Annotated in this window: 17 protein-coding genes, 1 tRNA gene and 2 pseudogenes; 8 read left to right on the top strand and 12 right to left on the bottom strand. The window is 64.2% G+C overall.

The genetic code is table 11. The annotated features are described in order from the left end of the window. Positions 1-23: 23 nt before the first annotated feature. Complete coding sequence (locus AC0L30_RS05260; RefSeq protein ID WP_007603113.1) at positions 24-1,754, bottom strand: methyl-accepting chemotaxis protein; 1,731 nt, start codon at positions 1,752-1,754, stop codon at positions 24-26. Positions 1,755-1,831: 77 nt separating this feature from the next. Between AC0L30_RS05260 and AC0L30_RS05265 the strand changes: the two are divergent. The 3 genes and pseudogenes from AC0L30_RS05265 to AC0L30_RS05275 form a co-directional block, all read left to right on the top strand. After that, positions 1,832-2,023 (top strand): annotated as a pseudogene (locus tag AC0L30_RS05265) (deoxyribodipyrimidine photo-lyase); the annotation flags it as partial. 7 nt (positions 2,024-2,030) lie between these two features. Then, positions 2,031-2,634, top strand: a pseudogene (locus AC0L30_RS05270) (FAD-binding domain-containing protein); the annotation flags it as partial. A gap of 66 nt (positions 2,635-2,700) precedes the next feature. Then, complete coding sequence (locus AC0L30_RS05275) at positions 2,701-3,027, top strand: hypothetical protein (protein WP_035994721.1); 327 nt, start codon at positions 2,701-2,703, stop codon at positions 3,025-3,027. 56 nt (positions 3,028-3,083) lie between these two features. On the opposite strand, the gene AC0L30_RS05280 is transcribed toward AC0L30_RS05275, so the two are convergent. The 3 genes from AC0L30_RS05280 to AC0L30_RS05290 form a co-directional block, all read right to left on the bottom strand. Next, positions 3,084-3,827 (bottom strand): hypothetical protein, encoded by a 744-nt coding sequence (locus AC0L30_RS05280; RefSeq protein ID WP_473403936.1) that lies wholly within the window; start codon positions 3,825-3,827, stop codon positions 3,084-3,086. 98 nt (positions 3,828-3,925) lie between these two features. Beyond that, positions 3,926-4,798 carry a DMT family transporter gene (locus AC0L30_RS05285; protein ID WP_007603110.1) on the bottom strand — a complete coding sequence of 291 codons (873 nt, stop codon included), beginning with the start codon at positions 4,796-4,798 and terminating at the stop codon, positions 3,926-3,928. A 102-nt stretch (positions 4,799-4,900) separates the two neighbouring features. After that, positions 4,901-5,347 (bottom strand): hypothetical protein, encoded by a 447-nt coding sequence (locus AC0L30_RS05290; protein WP_007603109.1) that lies wholly within the window; start codon positions 5,345-5,347, stop codon positions 4,901-4,903. A gap of 289 nt (positions 5,348-5,636) precedes the next feature. On the opposite strand from AC0L30_RS05290, the gene AC0L30_RS05295 reads away from it, so the two are divergent. After that, positions 5,637-5,900, top strand: coding sequence for a hypothetical protein (locus tag AC0L30_RS05295; protein ID WP_007603106.1), 264 nt, complete (start codon positions 5,637-5,639; stop codon positions 5,898-5,900). 30 nt (positions 5,901-5,930) lie between these two features. Here the strand turns inward: AC0L30_RS05295 and AC0L30_RS05300 are convergent, their stop codons facing one another. After that, entirely contained in the window at positions 5,931-6,392 is a 462-nt protein-coding gene (locus AC0L30_RS05300) for a host attachment protein (protein WP_007603102.1), read from the bottom strand. A 308-nt stretch (positions 6,393-6,700) separates the two neighbouring features. On the opposite strand from AC0L30_RS05300, the gene AC0L30_RS05305 reads away from it, so the two are divergent. Together AC0L30_RS05305 and AC0L30_RS05310 are read left to right on the top strand one after the other, a co-directional pair. Further along, positions 6,701-6,976 (top strand): hypothetical protein, encoded by a 276-nt coding sequence (locus AC0L30_RS05305; protein WP_007603100.1) that lies wholly within the window; start codon positions 6,701-6,703, stop codon positions 6,974-6,976. 437 nt (positions 6,977-7,413) lie between these two features. After that, positions 7,414-8,379 carry an AraC family transcriptional regulator gene (locus tag AC0L30_RS05310; RefSeq protein WP_007603098.1) on the top strand — a complete coding sequence of 322 codons (966 nt, stop codon included), beginning with the start codon at positions 7,414-7,416 and terminating at the stop codon, positions 8,377-8,379. A gap of 59 nt (positions 8,380-8,438) precedes the next feature. Here the strand turns inward: AC0L30_RS05310 and AC0L30_RS05315 are convergent. The 3 genes from AC0L30_RS05315 to AC0L30_RS05325 all read right to left on the bottom strand — a co-directional run bounded on the left by AC0L30_RS05315 (position 8,439) and on the right by AC0L30_RS05325 (position 9,943). Continuing rightward, a tRNA-Arg gene (locus AC0L30_RS05315) sits at positions 8,439-8,515 on the bottom strand. A gap of 151 nt (positions 8,516-8,666) precedes the next feature. After that, entirely contained in the window at positions 8,667-9,212 is a 546-nt protein-coding gene (locus tag AC0L30_RS05320; RefSeq protein WP_007603097.1) for a hypothetical protein, read from the bottom strand. Between the two features lie 161 nt (positions 9,213-9,373). Beyond that, positions 9,374-9,943: a hypothetical protein gene (locus AC0L30_RS05325; RefSeq protein ID WP_007603096.1), complete on the bottom strand. Its 570-nt coding sequence runs from the start codon at positions 9,941-9,943 to the stop codon at positions 9,374-9,376. 178 nt (positions 9,944-10,121) lie between these two features. On the opposite strand from AC0L30_RS05325, the gene AC0L30_RS05330 reads away from it, so the two are divergent. After that, the gene (locus AC0L30_RS05330) at positions 10,122-10,505 is read left to right on the top strand and encodes a VOC family protein (RefSeq protein ID WP_007603095.1); all 384 of its coding nucleotides are present in this window, start codon (positions 10,122-10,124) and stop codon (positions 10,503-10,505) included. Positions 10,506-10,554: 49 nt separating this feature from the next. Here the strand turns inward: AC0L30_RS05330 and AC0L30_RS05335 are convergent, their stop codons facing one another. Next, a complete protein-coding gene (locus tag AC0L30_RS05335) occupies positions 10,555-11,052 on the bottom strand; it encodes a hypothetical protein (RefSeq protein ID WP_007603094.1) in 498 nt (165 codons plus the stop codon). A gap of 256 nt (positions 11,053-11,308) precedes the next feature. Here AC0L30_RS05335 and AC0L30_RS05340 point away from each other — a divergent pair, with 256 nt between their 5' ends. After that, positions 11,309-11,659, top strand: a complete 351-nt coding sequence (locus AC0L30_RS05340; RefSeq protein ID WP_473403937.1) for a GrlR family regulatory protein — start codon at positions 11,309-11,311, stop codon at positions 11,657-11,659. A 99-nt stretch (positions 11,660-11,758) separates the two neighbouring features. Here AC0L30_RS05340 and AC0L30_RS05345 read toward each other — a convergent pair whose 3' ends face one another. The 3 genes from AC0L30_RS05345 to AC0L30_RS05355 form a co-directional block, all read right to left on the bottom strand. Further along, a complete protein-coding gene (locus tag AC0L30_RS05345) occupies positions 11,759-14,446 on the bottom strand; it encodes a PAS domain S-box protein (RefSeq protein ID WP_473403938.1) in 2,688 nt (895 codons plus the stop codon). 125 nt (positions 14,447-14,571) lie between these two features. Continuing rightward, positions 14,572-15,486 (bottom strand): DMT family transporter, encoded by a 915-nt coding sequence (locus AC0L30_RS05350; protein WP_007603089.1) that lies wholly within the window; start codon positions 15,484-15,486, stop codon positions 14,572-14,574. An 80-nt stretch (positions 15,487-15,566) separates the two neighbouring features. Next, complete coding sequence (locus AC0L30_RS05355; protein ID WP_473403939.1) at positions 15,567-16,382, bottom strand: NUDIX hydrolase; 816 nt, start codon at positions 16,380-16,382, stop codon at positions 15,567-15,569. Positions 16,383-16,385 lie beyond the last annotated feature (3 nt).

The raw sequence follows: 16,385 nt of genomic DNA on the forward strand, positions 1-16,385 counted from the left end.
GCCCGGGATGACGATGTTGGCTCTTACGCCGCGCGTACGCGTTCGAGGAAGCCCTCGACCTCGGCCTTCAGATGCAGGCTCTCGCCCGACAACGCCTGGGCGGAGGCAAACATCCGGCTGGACGTCTCACCCGTCTCGTTCGCACCCTCGGCGGCCTGACGGACGTTGACGGCGACATCGGCCGTGCCCGATACCGCCGCGCGAACGCTGGCGACGATGTTTTGGGTGGCGCTCTTCTGCTGCTCGACCGCAGCCGAGATCGAGCCCGCGATGCCGCTGATGCGCTCGATGGTCTGGCTGATCGCCTTGATGGCGACAACCGATTCCTCCGTCGCAAGCTGCATGCTGGCGATCTGGTTCGAGATCTCGTCGGTCGCCTTGGCGGTCTGGCCGGCGAGCGTCTTGACCTCCTGGGCCACCACCGCAAAACCGCGGCCGGCATCGCCCGCGCGCGCGGCCTCGATGGTCGCGTTCAGCGCCAGCAGGTTGGTCTGCTCGGCAATCGAGGTGATCAGCTTGACGACATCGCCGATGCGCGCGCCAGCCTCGGAGAGCTGCGCGATTCGCTGATCGGTCGCCTCTGCCTGCCGCACGGCCTCGGCGGAAATGACGTTCGATTCCTGCACCCGCCGGGTGATTTCGGAAATCGATTGAGACAGCTCGTCCGAGGCCGACGCCGCCGAACGCACGTGCTCGGAGGCGTTTTCGGAAGCTCCCGCCGACCGCGCCGACAGATCGGCGGTGGAGCGCGCGGTATCGGTGAGCTGCCGCGCCGCCCGCTCGAATTCGCCTGACGATGTCAGCACCTTGTCGAGAATGCCGCCGACACCGCCACGGAACTCCTCGACGAAATTGCGCAGGTCGGATTTGCGCTGATCGGCGGCTGCAGCCGAAGCCGCCGCCTGCTCGCTGCGCATCCGCGCCCGCTCCTGCGAATTGCTCCTGAACACCGCGACCGTGCGGGCGATCTCGCCGATCTCGTCGGCGCGATCCTCGCAATCGATCTCGACGTCGCTTTTCCCTTCGGCGAGCGCGGTCAGCGAGCGCGTCACCGAGGTGAGCGGCTTGGTGACACGGCGGACGACCAGCAAGGTCAGGACCAGCACCAGCAGCGCGGCGAGCCCGGCGGCGGCCGCCATGCTTTCGATGGTGTGGGCTAGCATGCTCTCGAATTGGGCCATCGGGATGCCGACATAGAGGATGCCGGCGACCTTGCCGCTGGCGTCGGCGATCGGGAAATAGGCGGTCATGAAGGTCTTGCCGAACAAGGTGGCCGGGCCCTTGTAGGCCTCGCCACGACGCAGCAGCGCCTGCGCCGGGTGATCGGCGGCAAGCTGGGTCCCGACGGCGCGGTCGCCATTTTCCTTCTTCACGTTGGTCGAGCGCCGCACGAACTGCCCGCTCGCCTCGTCGAACACGAACAGTGTCGCGTTGCCGCCGACATAGGACACCGCGCGATCGACGATGGCGTGATCCCTGAAGTCCGGCATCTTGGGAATCTCGGCGCGCACGACCGCGCCATCCTTCATCGTGATCTTGGCGTCGGGAACGATTTCGGCAAAGGCCAGCGCCAGCGTGCGCAAACTCACCTCGATATCGCGCAGCGCACGATCATTGAAAGCGGAGCTGAGCGACCAATAGCCGGCGCCGACCACGAGCGCCGTATTCATGGCGATCAGCAGCACCGCGCACAGGAGCGCCTTGGTGCCAAGTTTGAATTGCGGCAGAAACTTCGCCGTTGCTCGTCCGTACATGAATGGAATGACTCCTGTAATTCCTGCATATTCGTGCAATCGGCTTACGGCCGCATTAACGCGGTTCCCATCGCGACATGCTTTCCAAATCGTTAACGAGGATACCCCTGACCACGCCCAGAACTACGCTAAGGACTACGCCAAGCGCTCTGCCCATCATCCTCTGGTTTCGCGATGACCTCCGCCTGTCCGATCACCCCGCCCTCCACGCTGCCGCCAAGGCCGCTGCGACGACCGGCGCGCCGGTGATCTGCCTCTATGTGCTCGATGACGCGGCCGGGCGAGCGCCGGGCGCCGCGGCGCGCTGGTGGCTGGAGCAGTCGCTGCAACCGCCCGGACCGGGAGGGGACCTCACATCTGTTACCGCATTTGAGGTTCGGCGAGCTCAGCCCGCGCCAGGTCTGGCACGCCGCGCGGTTTGCCGCGGCGGAAAACTCCGCGATCGGTCCCGGCGTCGACAAGTTCCTGAGCGAGCTTGGCTGGCGTGAGTTCTGCCGGCACCTGCTGCACGACCATCCCAACCTTGCCACCGAAAACCTGCAAGCAAACTTCGATGGCTTCCCATGGAAGCCCGACGCCAAGGCGCTCGCAGCCTGGCAGCGTGGCCGCACCGGCTATCCCATCGTCGACGCCGGCCTGCGCGAACTCTGGCACACTGGCGTGATGCACAACCGGGTGCGAGGTGGTCGCCTCGTTCCTGGTCAAGCACCTCCTGATCGACGTCCCGGCCAAGCTGATCCATCAGCCCTGGGCGGCCACGCCGATCGAGCTTGCGAGCGCCGGCGTCACGCTCGGCAAGAGCTATCCGCAGCCGATCGTCGATCATGCCAAGGGACGTGAGCGCGCGCTCGCCGCCTACGCAAAGATCCGCAAAGGTTGAGCGTTGCTTTGACACAATTATGAAACGCGCTATCGTCATCGCTCCATGCAAACCGTGGGGGACGATATGGACGACGACAAGCCAATGACTGAACAGGCGATGGATACGATCACCACCGCCGTGGAAGCGACCAAGGACGCCGCTGTCACTGCGGTGAAGAAGGTCAGGAAAGCCGCCAAGAAGGCTGCAAAGAAAGTAGCGCCGAAGAAGGCTTCCAAGAAGAAAGCCAAGAAGGCTGCGAAGAAAACTTCGAAAAAGGCCGCCAAGAAGACTTCGAAGAAAGCTGCAAAGAAGTCGTCGAAGAAGGCGGCCAAGAAAGCAAAGAAAACGGCAAAGAAGGCCACCAAGAAAGCTGCCAAGTCGAAAAAGAAGGCCAAGAAGGCCAAGCGCTGATCGCAAAGGCCGAGGTCTCCGGGTGTGGACGCGCCCGGAGACGGCTCCAGGATACCCTACCCTCGCCGCTTGGCTGCACGCCGGCCCGGGTGATGGACGCCTTGCGGATCTCGGAATTCGCTGCGATGACCTCGCCGGTCCTCGGCGTTGAAGCGCCGCCGCTTCTCGGGCGAGCCGAACGCCTTGATCACCTTCCTGCCGTTGACCTTCTTGATGACGTAGCCGCCCTTGGTCATCGCGAACGGCTCTTTCAGCGTTCCCTTGTGGTCGAACTTGGTGCCCGGGCGGTGCTTGAACGGTTCGAACCAGGACGGATAGACGAAGTTCGACATCTCAAAGCCGGCCACGAAGAAGGTGTCCTCTTCCACGGCGTCACAGACCTCATAGGCGTATTGGGTGTTCGGGTTTTTGTCGGCCCAGAGATTGGCCATGGGATCGAGCACCATCTCGAACAGCTCGTGCGAGGCTGCCACGCTGACCGGCTCGTCGCCCAGCGCCTTGACGAAGATCTTTGAGATCGGCTGGCGGCGATGCGTCAGCTCATGGCGGCCGAGCATGTTCTTGTGGGGCGCCTTGTCAAAATAGACCAGCTGCCAGTCGCCCGGCTTCGGCTTTTCGGTGACATAGAGGTCGACCGGATAGCCCCACACCGGCAGGAAGTGCTTGTCGTAGCATTTCTGGAGCGCCGCTGTGAGCCTGGCCATCTTGCGGCCGCTGATCATCGGCTCCGCGTAGTTGAGGCAGGCAATCCGGACCGGCTTCAGCGACCTGCCAAGCAATGCGCGTCTCGCTTTCTTCATGGAAAATCACCTGTGAAAGGGGCACTGAAATGCGCCGACCTTAGCACGAACTTGCCGCGCACGTCAGGGATGTATTCCGGCGATCCGGCCCACCGGCCCTAGAAGCGTCGGTTGACCACGAACACCGCGGCCGCGCACATCATCATGCCCGCGATCGCCAGCGCATCGAGCTTTTCTCCGAACAGCAGATAAGCCATCAGCGCCGTCACGGCTGGCACCAGATAGAACAGGCTTGCAACAGACGTGGCGGCGGCGTGGCGGATCAGCCAGTACAGCAGCCCGATCGACCCGATCGAGAGCGCCACGGCGAGCCAGGCCAGCGCGAGCATGAACTCGCGCGTCCAGTGCACCACGCGGTCCTCGAACAGGAAGGCGCCGATCGCGAAGAAGATCGTGACGGACACGTACTGCACGAGATTGCCGGCCCGCCAGTCGATGTGGCTGCAGTAGCGGCGCTGATAGAGCGTGCCGAGGGTGATGCTGATCAGCGAGACCACGGAGGCGAGCCAGCCGAGCCCGGCTTCGCCGGTCATGGGACGGCCGTGCAGGATCAGCACCACGCCGCCGAGGCCAAGCACGAGCCCCGCCCATTGCACCGGCGTCACCTTCTCCCCGAGCCAGCGGTTGGCGATGGTCGAGGTCAGGATCGGCTGAAGGCCCGGAATGAGCGCGGAGAGCCCGGCCGGAATCGAGTGCGCGATCGCGATTGCGGTGCCGCCGAGATAGAAGCCATGGACGAGAATGCCCGCGACCGCGCTGTGCGCGATGCCGATACGGTCCGGCCATTTCGGTCGCGCAACGGTGGCGATGATCGCCATCAGACCGACCACGAACGCCATGCGGATCGCGAGGTAGGTCAAGGGATCGGCATTGTTGACGACGTATTTGGTGCCGATGAAGCCCGTGCTCCAAAGCAGGACGAACAGGATCGGCGCGGCACGGGCGGTCAGGGCTTCTTGATTTTGGTTCATTGCCGCCCTCATTGCCCCACCGGGGGCCAATGCGGCAATGCGAATTTCGGCCAATTCCGTTCAGACGATGCTGCGCTGCGACGGAAGCGGCTGCTCAGCCGCTCACCATTCGTCCGGACAGGGATCGATGATCTTCCAGAGCTCGACGCCGTTCTTGATCTTTTTCATATCGGTGGTGAGCCCGCCATTGCGGCGGATCCAGTCCTTCACCGTGTCGGGGTAATAGGCCATCAGGTCGGACGTCCCCTCCGCGCTGGTGACCTTGATGCCGAAGGTGAAGGCTTTGTCGTAGTAGGCCTGGTGGAAGCCGAGGCTGGCGCGCGGCGTCACGCAGATCTTGTTCATCGGCACGATGCCGAGCACCAGGGTGCAGGCCGAGTTGCAGATGCCGTCGATGATGACGCGCTCGCCCTTCTCGCGGACGCGCTTGTACTTGGCCTTGTACTCCTCGACATAGCCGCCGTGGTCGCGGGTGATGTGCAGTTCGGCGCGCGCCGGCGTGGCGGCGACGACCGAGAGCAACAGCAGGCTCAGAAGCGTGATGCGCATGGCGAGGTGACGGCGAAAGCCTTCAGGAATGGACCGGCCTATGGACCCCAAAAAGCCGGCAACAGGAGTCTTGAGCTAATTCTCTTTGGTCACACTTGTGTGGGGAATTCGTTAAGCATCTCGAAAAGGCCAAAAATGGGCAGGTCTGGACCATAGAACCGGCAATTCTGTCACACCCACCCGGGAATCTGCGGGATTGGCCCCGGTTTTCGGGCGGCAGACGGGTGCTCCGGCCGCCCGAACTGGTTATAAACGGCTGACCTATTCGTGCGGGTTCCGGAGATTCGAGATGAGCAAGTTGAAGCTTGTAGCCGCGATTGCAGCCCTGTCGGCCGCAATCCTTGCCCCCGGCCTCGCAGAGGCGCGGGGACATCACCGGTACCACCGCCACTACGCGAACCCATTGCCCTACCCGATCAGCTATCTGCACAATTACGGGCCCGGCATCACGCCAGGGACGTTCGCCTTGTACGACGGCCCGTCGACCAACCATTGCTACCAGAGCGCAGCCGCCTATGTCGGCCAGGACCGCCGCCGGCACCCCTGCTTCTGAGGAGCGCAGGCGCGTCCTCTGCGGGGGCCGCTATTTGGCGGCGCCCGACAGCAGCAATTGCTTCTCGATCTCGTAGACCGGCAGTTTGACGAGGTCCTTGCCGACCTCGCCCTGGAGAGCCTTGCGCACCACGTCCGAATAATCGGCGCGGATCATCCCAAGCGCACGCGGCGAGGCCACCAGGGTCAAGGCCGAGGTCTCGCCTGAGCTAACGGCGGCATCGAGCCGTCCGGCCAGGCCGCGCAGGAAGGCGCGCTCGGCCTCGTCGTGCCAATCAGTCTGCTCTACCGAGCTGCGCGCGCTGCCGGCCGCGCCATGGAGCCTGCCCGGCGCGTCGGTCCCTTGCGCACCGGTCGAGGGATTGGGCTGTTCGTGCACCTCCCTGGTGTGGAGGTTCGGAAACATCTCGTCGCCGAGGTTTTCCAGAATGAGCGCCTTGCGCCCGTCGCACACGACCAGCCAGTCACCCTTGTCGATTCTCATTTTGTCCATTGCACAGCTCCAAAGCGACCTCGCGAGCCGGCTCTTCGAAATGCTCGAAAGGCTGGCCACGACGCCAAGCTTAGGGGCGAAGCTGCACAGTTGGATTGCGCGGGATCAAGGATGGCGGCGATTTCCCGCGGAGCGCAACGCAAGCGCAGCATTGGTCAAGAGCACGAACCTGGGATAGTCTGGCGGAGCTGTCAGGCCTGCGGCGGGCTGGCTGAAGACCTGTTCATCAGCATTACATTTCGCTCCCGCCACAATTTGATCAGAACAAACTTCGATATCCCTGTATTGCGTAAGCGGAGAAAGACATCATGAAGCTTAGAATTGGCCTCGTCGCCGCGTCCCTGTTGGGTGCCTTGGCCGCATCGCCGGCGGCGTCTGCCATGCCCATCGCGCCAGCTCCTGCGACGCCGCGGGTCTCGGACGTCGAGCAGGTCCGCATGGTCTGTGACGCCTGGGGACGTTGTTTCTGGCGCCCGAACTACTATGGATACTACGGTGCCCCGGCCCCCTATTACGGTCCCCGATATGCGCCGCGCTATTATGGTGGCCCGCGCTACTACGGACCACGTTATCGCCGCTGGTGATTCTAAAGGGGCCCTCCGGGGCCCCTTCGCTTTTGCGAGATCAAGGATGTTGGTCTGGAGTCATTCCAAAACTGATCTAGATCAAAGACGAAATCCGCCACGCCGTCATTCTCCGACGATGGTCGATTTGATCGTTTTTCGATGTCCCCAGACGGGCATGAATGTGCAGACACATCTTGAGAAGCAACAGAGACAGGAGGCACAGAGCTTCGCCTCCTTTGCCTGTCCCGCCTGCACGCGGCTGCATTTCATCGACCTCGCCTCCGGCCAGCCGATGACGCGAGACCGTTGACGACGACATCGATCCGCCGGGCTGCATGCCATGATGTCCGCAATACTACGGCCCGGAATCCGGTTTACTGAAACGCGATGTTTCGCCATTGATGGCGATGTTCTGACGTTCATTTGATTGTCATATGCGGCAGCCGGCCACACGCATGTTGTTCGACGCCCTCGCCCCATCATCCGCGCTTCGATTGATCGGCTTTGCCGACGTCGATGCGTTTCGGCCGATCGAGTCGATGGAGGATGCGAGAAGCATTCCGCTCGACGTCCGGAATTTCGCGGCGGCTCGCGCTGTCGTCTCCCTGCCCGGCTGCCGCATCGTCATGATGCGCTCGTTCGCACGCATCCTCGACGCCACCTATCGGATGCCCGGCGGGATGGTGATCCTGCCCATGACGGACGACCTTCAGGTCAATTCCAAGGGCATGGATCTCGACGCGCGTTTCTTCATCGCGCTCCGCGGCAGCGATGAATGCCATTTCGTCGAGCGTCGGACCAATCATCATGCGATGATCATCTTCTCACCCGGCCTGAGTGACCGGGGCTGGTTCGATCAGGCGGACGATTTGCGGGCCCACGGCGCGAACCGCCCCGCTTTGCTCCACGCACGGCAACTCCTTCTCGACATTCTGCGAACCGCGTCGGTGCAGCCGGCCTTGTTCGAAACGACTGAGGTCGCCGCCCATCTCCAGGAAGGCTTGCTGCTCGCGCTCGACGATCTGTTTCGCATCGATCCACTCTCAGACCGGAGTGCCTCCGTCCAGGGCGAGCGGTCGATCAAACTCGTGCAGCGGATCGACGATTACGTCGCTGCACATCAGACCGCTCCGATCTATACCGCCGATCTCGCCGGCGAGTTTGGCGTCTCGATCCGGACGCTCGGCGGCGCCGTCAGCAAGGTGTGTGGCATGAGCCTGCACCAGTACATTCGCCTCAAAAAATTGTGGGCGACGCGGTCTCGCCTTCTCAAGGGCGGCGGCGCCACCGTCGCCACATGCGCGCGCGCCCAGGGCTTTCACCATTTGGGCGAGTTTTCCGCAGCTTACCGCGCAACCTTCCACGAAACCCCGTCCGACACGCTGGCACGAGGCCGGCAAGCAGGTCCGACGGCAGGCTGACGGGCCAGGCCGCTGCGACGGTCGTTGTTGTCAACGCCTCTTCGGAACATATCCGGAATTGGCGCGCTCGGAGAGATTCGAACTCCCGACCCTCGGAATCGAAATCCGATGCTCTATCCAGCTGAGCTACGAGCGCCCTGGCCCAGATCTTGGGCCGTAACCGAGACGCCCCAGATCGCTGCTGGCGAGCCAGCAGGCCGGACGACGTTCGGATGGGTTCGAATTAGCAGAGAGGCCGGCCAATAAAAAGCCCTTCCCGCCGGATTCGAGAAGGGTCGGACCCGCTCTTACCAAGTGCTGTTGAAGAAGCCGAAATGCGGCTGCTGCGCCATCACCATCATCGGCCCACCTTGCTGCGGCATCGGACGCGTTCTGGCGACCTTGCGCTTGGGCTGCTGCGCCGGGGTCCGAGGGGGCTGGGCCTGAGGAAGCTGGGCCTGCGCCTGAACTTGCGGCTGAATTTGCGTCTTGGCTTCGGTCCTCTTGGCGGCAGCGGTATTGGCCTTCGCGGCCGGCGTGAATTGGGCGAACGTCTCGCGGACCCGTGCCTTGGCTGAAATCTCGGCCAAAGCCGGAGACATGCTCTCCACGGGCGGCTGGGGAGCCGCGACGGCGGCGATCTTCACCGCAGGGGCGGCAAGCGTCGGCTGACTGGTGTCGAGAACGACGCGCTCCGGCAGGTGGCGATCGGACCGGATCCGGATCAAAGGCTGTTCGTTGCTTGCGGTTGCGACAGCCTGCGTCACAGGCGAAGTCGGCAGAACGGAGTTCGCCGCGAACAGCAGTGCGAGCAAGGCTCCACCGACAAAGAAGAAATACCGAAAAATGGGCATTTGGCCACGCTCCGCCCGTCGCATCCCCGCGTGGGCTCTCCGCCTTAACGGGCGATCATTTAATTGGTTCCTGGCCCAGCCGTTCGGTTCAAATGGCGACGCCAAGTTTTTTGCCCAAGCCCCCAGGACAGTAACTTTTCCGCTACCGGAAAATGCCGGCCTTAGGTCCGGCGTGCTGCCACAAGCGAACACTTCGCCTGATCGGCATTCACGTTGACGAAGCCGACAGGAATGCGCGCAAAAGTCTTGCGGCTCTTCATGCCGACCGTATCAGCCAGAACGCGGCTGCGGTCGGTGAGATGACTGCCATCGCGCCGCGCAAAAGCGCAGACGATCTCGACATCCTTTACGGCATAGTCATTGTCGTTGCGGAGCGTGAGCGTCACCAGCGCCTTCGAGCCAAGGCCGCCGCGGCGCCAGGTCTGAGATGAAATCCTGATCCGACCGAGTTCTGCCATTGTCGGAATCTGAGCTTCGGAAGGCGACGACGGGGCGGCCGCATCGCCCAAAGGCGCCGTCTCGACCGCTGCCACGTCAGACCTCACCGGTTCGGCACTGTTGCCTCTGGAAACAGGGAGCAGCATCCAGACGCCGCAACCGACGATGATGGCCGCCAACAGCCATAGCAGGCCTCGCCCAACTGAAACGCTCGCGATCGTCACCGCCCGCGCCAGTCGTTCGCCGGGCCCGGCGAAACGCCCTAACCCGATGCGGTCAAACCCAGCGTTCATGGTTGCCTCACCGATCGCGGCGGAAGCACGTTCGACAACGGATTCCGCCACTGCTTACCTTAATCCGGAAGACGAACTAAGGTTCCCGCGCACTGGCGAGTCGGCAAGAGCGGTGGCGGTCACCGGCCGAGGCCGCTAACATGCGCTGCAACGTCAAGACCCGTCGGGAGAACATGAAATGCCAGTCGTCACTTGGGATCACGTCCATCTGCGCAGCCCCGATCCGGAGGCCACGGCGGCCTGGCTGCGGGACATCCTTGGTGGCGAGATCGTGCAAGCTCCCGGACGGATCGACGTGAATCTTGGAGGCGCAAGGATCTTCATTGCGCCACTCGAGGGCGACAACGCGGTCAACCCGCCGCCGCCCCACCCGCATCAGGGGCTCGACCATTTCGGTCTCACGGTGAAGGACATCGACGCCGTCGCCGCCGAGATCAAGGCCAAGGGCGTCACCTTCACGCGCGAACCGACCACGATCCGCCCCGGCGTGCGGATCTGCTTCATCCGCGGCCCCGAAGGCATCTCCATCGAGCTGCTCGAGCGCGACAAGAAATATACCTGACACGGCGCGCGCCGCATCGGCGCACCGGGCGACGTGGGGCCCCGCGCGCCTAAGTCATGCTGCCGGGCATGAAGCAGCGGATGGCCACGCCCATGTAGCCGTAGATCGGCCAGACCATGGTGCGTCCCACCCGGTTCGGCTCCGAGATCACGGCCTCCTCTGGCACATCGACCCAGACGAGCTCCTGCGGTCGGCCGTCGATCACGTAGCCATAGCGCGGGACGCGGACCCGATAGTGCCCGTCCTTGCTGTCCCAGTCGGTGTCCGAGAGTGCCGAGCCGTCTGCATCGGAGCAGCAAGGCCCCTTGCCGCTTCGCAGTCCGTCGAACCAGGCCTTCAATTCGGCATTGGTGTTGACGAACTGGCCGCGGTCGCGCGCGTGCCCGAAGGGGGCTGCGAGTGCGATCAGGGCCAGGGCGCAAGCGAGGCTCGCCACGGTTCGCCAGCGTACCGCGCCGCCAATCCGCCGTTGTCGTGTTTCGCAAATCGTGGGACGCACACTGTACAGACGCGGCTCCTCGCCGCCGGAATCGATCCAGTTGCTCACGTTTGTCTTGCTCCAGCACCCCGCGGCCAGTGCAACAATGGTTATGCATTTCGCGGGCCAACTTGATTCGCAACGACTGGCCTCGCTTCATGATCAGACCGTCATGGCGGTGTCATAGACAAGCCGGGACAACTACGGCTCACGGACAGGCTCGCAAGGCCGGCAGCCAAACTCCCGCGTTGCGTGGCCGCATGCCCTTTGGCATAAATGCCTACCGGTTACGCCATTGGGCGATGGCGGCCGGCCTCGGGACGTTATGAAGAACGGCCTCTATTCGATTCACGTGAACCTGCTCGATGGTCGGGTCGGCAAGGGCAGCGGCGTGATTCTTTTTCGCGACGGCAAGATTCTTGGCGGCGATGCCTACCTCTATTACACCGGCAGCTACACGGTGAAGGACAACACCTTCAAGGGTGAGGTGCTGGTCCAGCGTCACACCTCGCCGCGGGGCGACGACAATCCGCTGTTCGGCGGGCCTGCCGCGGTCGGCATCGGCGTCAGCGGCACCTTCACGGAGACGCGCGGGGAAATGACGGGCACCGCGCTGGTCGGCAAGGCCAGCCAGATTTTCGGCGCAACGCTGCACAAGCTTGCGGAGGCCGACTAGAACTTCGGGTTTTAATTGAATCGACCGAAGCTCTGGATTGTTGTTTCGACGCGTTTTCTTCACGCGGACCGGCATCTACTTCGCTCGAAAACGTTCGAGCTATTCCGCGGCCTGCTCGAGCGGCGCCACGCGCGGCAGGATGATCTGGATACGTGTGCCGCTGCCCGGTTCGGAATCCAGATCGAGCCGTCCGCCGAGCCTGTTCGTGACAATGCTGTAGACGATGTGCAGCCCGAGACCGGTGCCGCCCTGGTCGCGCCGCGTCGTGAAGAACGGATCGAAGGCACGGCGGCGGACGTCGAGCGACATGCCGCAGCCATTGTCGGAGAAGATGATCTCGACATTGTCCTTGCCGGACTCGCGCACCTGGATGTCGATGGTCCCCGGCCGACCGTCCGGGAAGGCGTGCGCCACCGCGTTGAGAAACAGATTGGTCAGCACCTGGCCGTAGGGTCCGGGATAGCTGTTCATGGTCAGATCAGGCTGGCACTCGACGTTGAGCGTCAGATTGTGCTTACGCAGGCCCGGACGCAGACTCATCACCACCTGCTCGGTGAGGTCACCGAGATCGAAGCTGCGCTGGTCCGAATAGTTGCGGTCGGCAGCGACCTGCTTGAACGACTGGATCAGCTCGGCGGCGCGGTTGAGATTGGCGACGAGCTGCGAGGACGCGTCGCGGCTGGTATGGAGAAAGTCGTTGAGCGTGGAGCGGCGCAGCTCGCCACGCTCGACCTCGGCGGTGAACACCGCGGTCTTGCGCTCCAGCGCGGAGGCGACCGTGAGGCTGATGCCGACGGGATTGTTGACTTCGTGCGCGACGCCGGCGACGAGGCGCCCGAGCGCCGCCAGCTTCTCCGCCTCGATCAGCGAGGCCTGGGTCTCGCGCAGATTGCGCAGCGCGGTCTCGGCGGATTCCTTGGCTTTCCGCATCTCCTGCTCGCCGCGCTTGCGCTCGCCGATGTCGAGCGCCACGGTCACGATCCGCTCGATCTCGCCTTCGGCATCGAGCAGCGGCAGCTTGTTGACGAGCCATTGCCGCATGTGGCCGGAAGCATCGATGTACTCCTCTTCGTAGAAGCCGAGGCCTTTCCGCAGCGTCAGCACGCGCTTGTCGCTCTCGTCGGACTTGGCAGCGCCATAGCGCGACATCAGGTCGGCCGTGGTGCGGCCGAGCGCATCGCCGGGCTCGATGCCGAAGATGCCGGCCATGTAGCGGTTCATCAGCACGTAGCGCAGGTCGCGGTCCTTGACGTTGATCACCGCGGGCACGGTGTCGATGACCTGCTGGAGCAGGCGCCGTCCTTCGGCGATGGCGTCTTCCGCGCGCTTCTGGTCCGTGATGTCGCGCAGCGTGCCCTCGTAGCGGACGATCTTGCCCGCCTCGTCGCGGACGCCGGTGGCACTGTCGGACAGCCACAGGATGTCGCCGCCGCGCTGGCGCACCTGGTACTCAAACTCGCGCACCATGCCGTCGCGTGCCATCAGCCGCTGATATTCGACGCGCGCCTCGGGATTGACGTAGATTGTGTGGGCGATGTCGTTGATGCTGTCGATCAGCTGCTGCGGGCTGTCGTAGCCCATCATCCGCGCCAGCGCCGGATTGGCGTTGAGGAGGTCGCCGGCCGGCGTCGTGACATAGATGCCATCGACCGAGCCCTCGAACAGTTTCCGGTAGCTCTCTTCGGCGAGGCGCTGCTCGGTCAGTGCGCGCACCGCCGCCTCGCGCGCCGTGTCGGCCTCCTCCAGCGCGCGGCGGAACACTTCGGCCGCCCGCGCGATGTCGCCAATCTCATTGTCGAGATCGGCGGACGGGATCGAGGTGTTCTTCTCGCCGGCTGCGAGCGCGCGGATCGACCGCGCGATCTGGGCGAGCGGACGGACTGTCCGCCGCACCACGAAGCCGGCCGCGAGAATACCGATCAGCACACCGATGGTACCGAGCACGATGCTCTGCCAGCGCGCCTCCGTCAGCGTACGGGCAAAGTCGCGCGACAGCACGTGACCGCGCCGGGCGCTGACCTCGCGCAGCAATTCGGTGACGCGGCCGATCAGCCGGCCCTCGGTTCCCAGCACCTCGCGATCGATGTCGGCGATCTGCCGTTCACGGACAGCGACCGCGATGATCGCCTCGGCGTAGTCGTTGACGGCCGATCTGAGCTTGGGATCAGTGACGCCCATCGCTCGCATGCTCTGCGCCGCCTGCTCAGCCGCAGACGGGTTGCGCGCAAGCAACCCGAGCGCGATCCGGCTCTGCGCTTCCGACAAGCGGGACGCCAGCTCTCGGTCCGCAGTGCCAGAGACAGCCGCGTCGAACTGGTCACGGAGCGGCGGCAGGCCGGCAAGCAGCTGGGCGCGGCGGTCGATCAGCGTCGAGATCCGCTCCAGCCCGCTGCGATAGGTCGCAAGCCGCTCGCTGACGCCGTCGATCATGTCCTGCTGCTCGGGCACGAGCTCGATGCGGGTCTTCTTCAGGATGTCGCTGAGCGTCGAGGCCGCCTCGCCCACCTGCTTGAACTGGATGCCGGCGCCGGGATCGGTGACGAAGTCGCGCGCGGCGAGCCGCAGCTCGTTCATGCGGCGGTCGATGTCCTCGGCGAGGTCGCCGACGCTCTGCAGCCGCTGCAGCTCGGCAAAGGTCGTGTCGATGTGCCGGATCGCGATCACGCTCGCGGTCGAGGTGACGATGATCACCGCCAGCACCAGAAGGAAGCTGCCGAACGTGAGCTGGCCGATGGAGAGCGAGAATGTTCGCTTTTTCTCAGGGGTCGGCGTCAATTCGGCGGACATTGGTGATGTGAGGACCCGGCTATTGGAGCTCCAATATACGACGTATTGCGGTCCCGGGGGAACATGCGTCTCGCCGCCGAATATCCTTAATATTGCAGCCCTGCCGGACCCCCGCCGCCTCGGCTTTATGACGTTTTGACGTCGGCCGGCCGCCGGGCCGGGATGGTCATGGCGGCGACGCCGAGAACGACGCAGGCAAGGCCGATCCAGGCGGTCCGGCTCAGGCTCTCGCCGAGGAAGGCGACGCTGATGGCAACCCCGATCGGCACGCGGAGATAAGCCTGCGCCGTGGTGCCGACCGAGCCCAGGATCTGGATCAGGCGGAAATAGATCACGAAGGCCGCGGCGGTCGAGAATGTCGCCAGCGCGAGCAGCGCCAGCACGGAACTCAGCGAGGGCGACAGTGTCCAGGGCTGCTCGACGATGAGCGAGGCCGGGACCAGCGCCGCCGCCCCCGCCAGCAGCGAGCCGGCCGCGGGCGCCATGGGATCGAGGCCCTTGAAGCTGCGGCCGAAGATCGCGGCGCAGGCGTAGCAGATGGTGGCGGCAACGATAGCGGCCTCCGCGACGAGGCCGCTTCCGACATCATGGACGGCGTCGACGCCGACGATCAGCAGGATGCCGGCCATGCCGGCAACCACGCCAACCAGCTTTCGCGGTGTCGTCGCCTCGTGACGCGTCACTAGGGCCGTGAGCAGGAAGGTGAAGATCGGGCCGGCCGAGTTGAGGATGGTCGCGAGCGCGGCATCGACGTGCCGCTCGCCCCAGGCGATCAACGTCCAGGGGATCACGCTGTTGAGCACGGCCTGGAAGGCGAAGCGTTGCCAGGTCGCGGCATCCGTCGGCATCCTGATGCCTCGCGCCCACATGATCGCGAGCAGCAGGAGGCCCGCAATCGTGGTGCGCGCCGCGATCAGCGTGATCGGCGGAATGGTGGCGACGCCGAGCTTGATGAAGGTGTAGGAGCCGCCCCACAGCGTCGCCAGCGCGAGCAGCAACGCCAGCTCGACGGCAATGTTGTTGTCCTGTCGGTTGTCCATGTCGCGCGCTCGATCCCGTTGTCAGGGACGGAACCTAGCGCGTCTGCCCTCGCCGATACTTCGTTGTGTGTCGAAGTGTTCTAGCCGAGCGCCTCGACCTCGAACACCTCGCCGTCATAGCCGGCCTCGCGGGGAATGCGGAGCTGACGGCCGGTTTCGGTCTTGGTCATGACAGGCATCACCGTCACGACGGACATGCCGCGGGCGTGCTCCAGCGCCGCGCTCACGCTTCCCTGCTTGGCGAGCCGGATCAGATTGCGCGTGGTCGGGAACGGCAGCTTGAAGCGGCCGCTCTCGCCTCCCTCCACCGCCTCGCGCGGCGAGACCCAGATCGAATCGGTCGACTCCCGGCCGTCATGCGCGCCGAGCTGGTCGGGCGGCGCTGCCGCAAGGAAGAACCAGGTGTCGAAACGTTTTGGCATCCCCTCGGGCGTGATCCAGTGCGCGTAAGGCACCAACGTGTCGAGCGCGAGCTGGAGCCCGTTATCGGCCAGAATGCTCAGGAAGCTGATCTTGTGCTCGTTGAGCGCGACGCGATGCGCATCGGCGATCTCACCGGCTCGCCTGGCATCCACCGGCGTGCCGGAATCCTTCGACCGCGCCAGCAGGATCCCGCTTTCCTCAAAGGTCTCGCGGATCGCGGCGATCCGAAATCCGCGGTCCGCTTCACTCAGTCCCTCGCCGCCCGAATACAGATCGGAGCGGGCGACGATCTCCCGATCGCCGGCATCGACGCTGCCGCCGGGAAACACCAGCGCACCCGAATTGAACTCGATCTGATGATGGCGGACCATCATGAAGACTTCGATTTCGTCGCGGCTCTTGCCGTCGACCTTCGCGCGGTCGCGCAGCAGGAGGATCGTCGATGCAGGGCGTGATGCTGATGCCTCGGCCATTCG

The organism is Bradyrhizobium sp. MI1.11 (assembly GCF_055811255.1).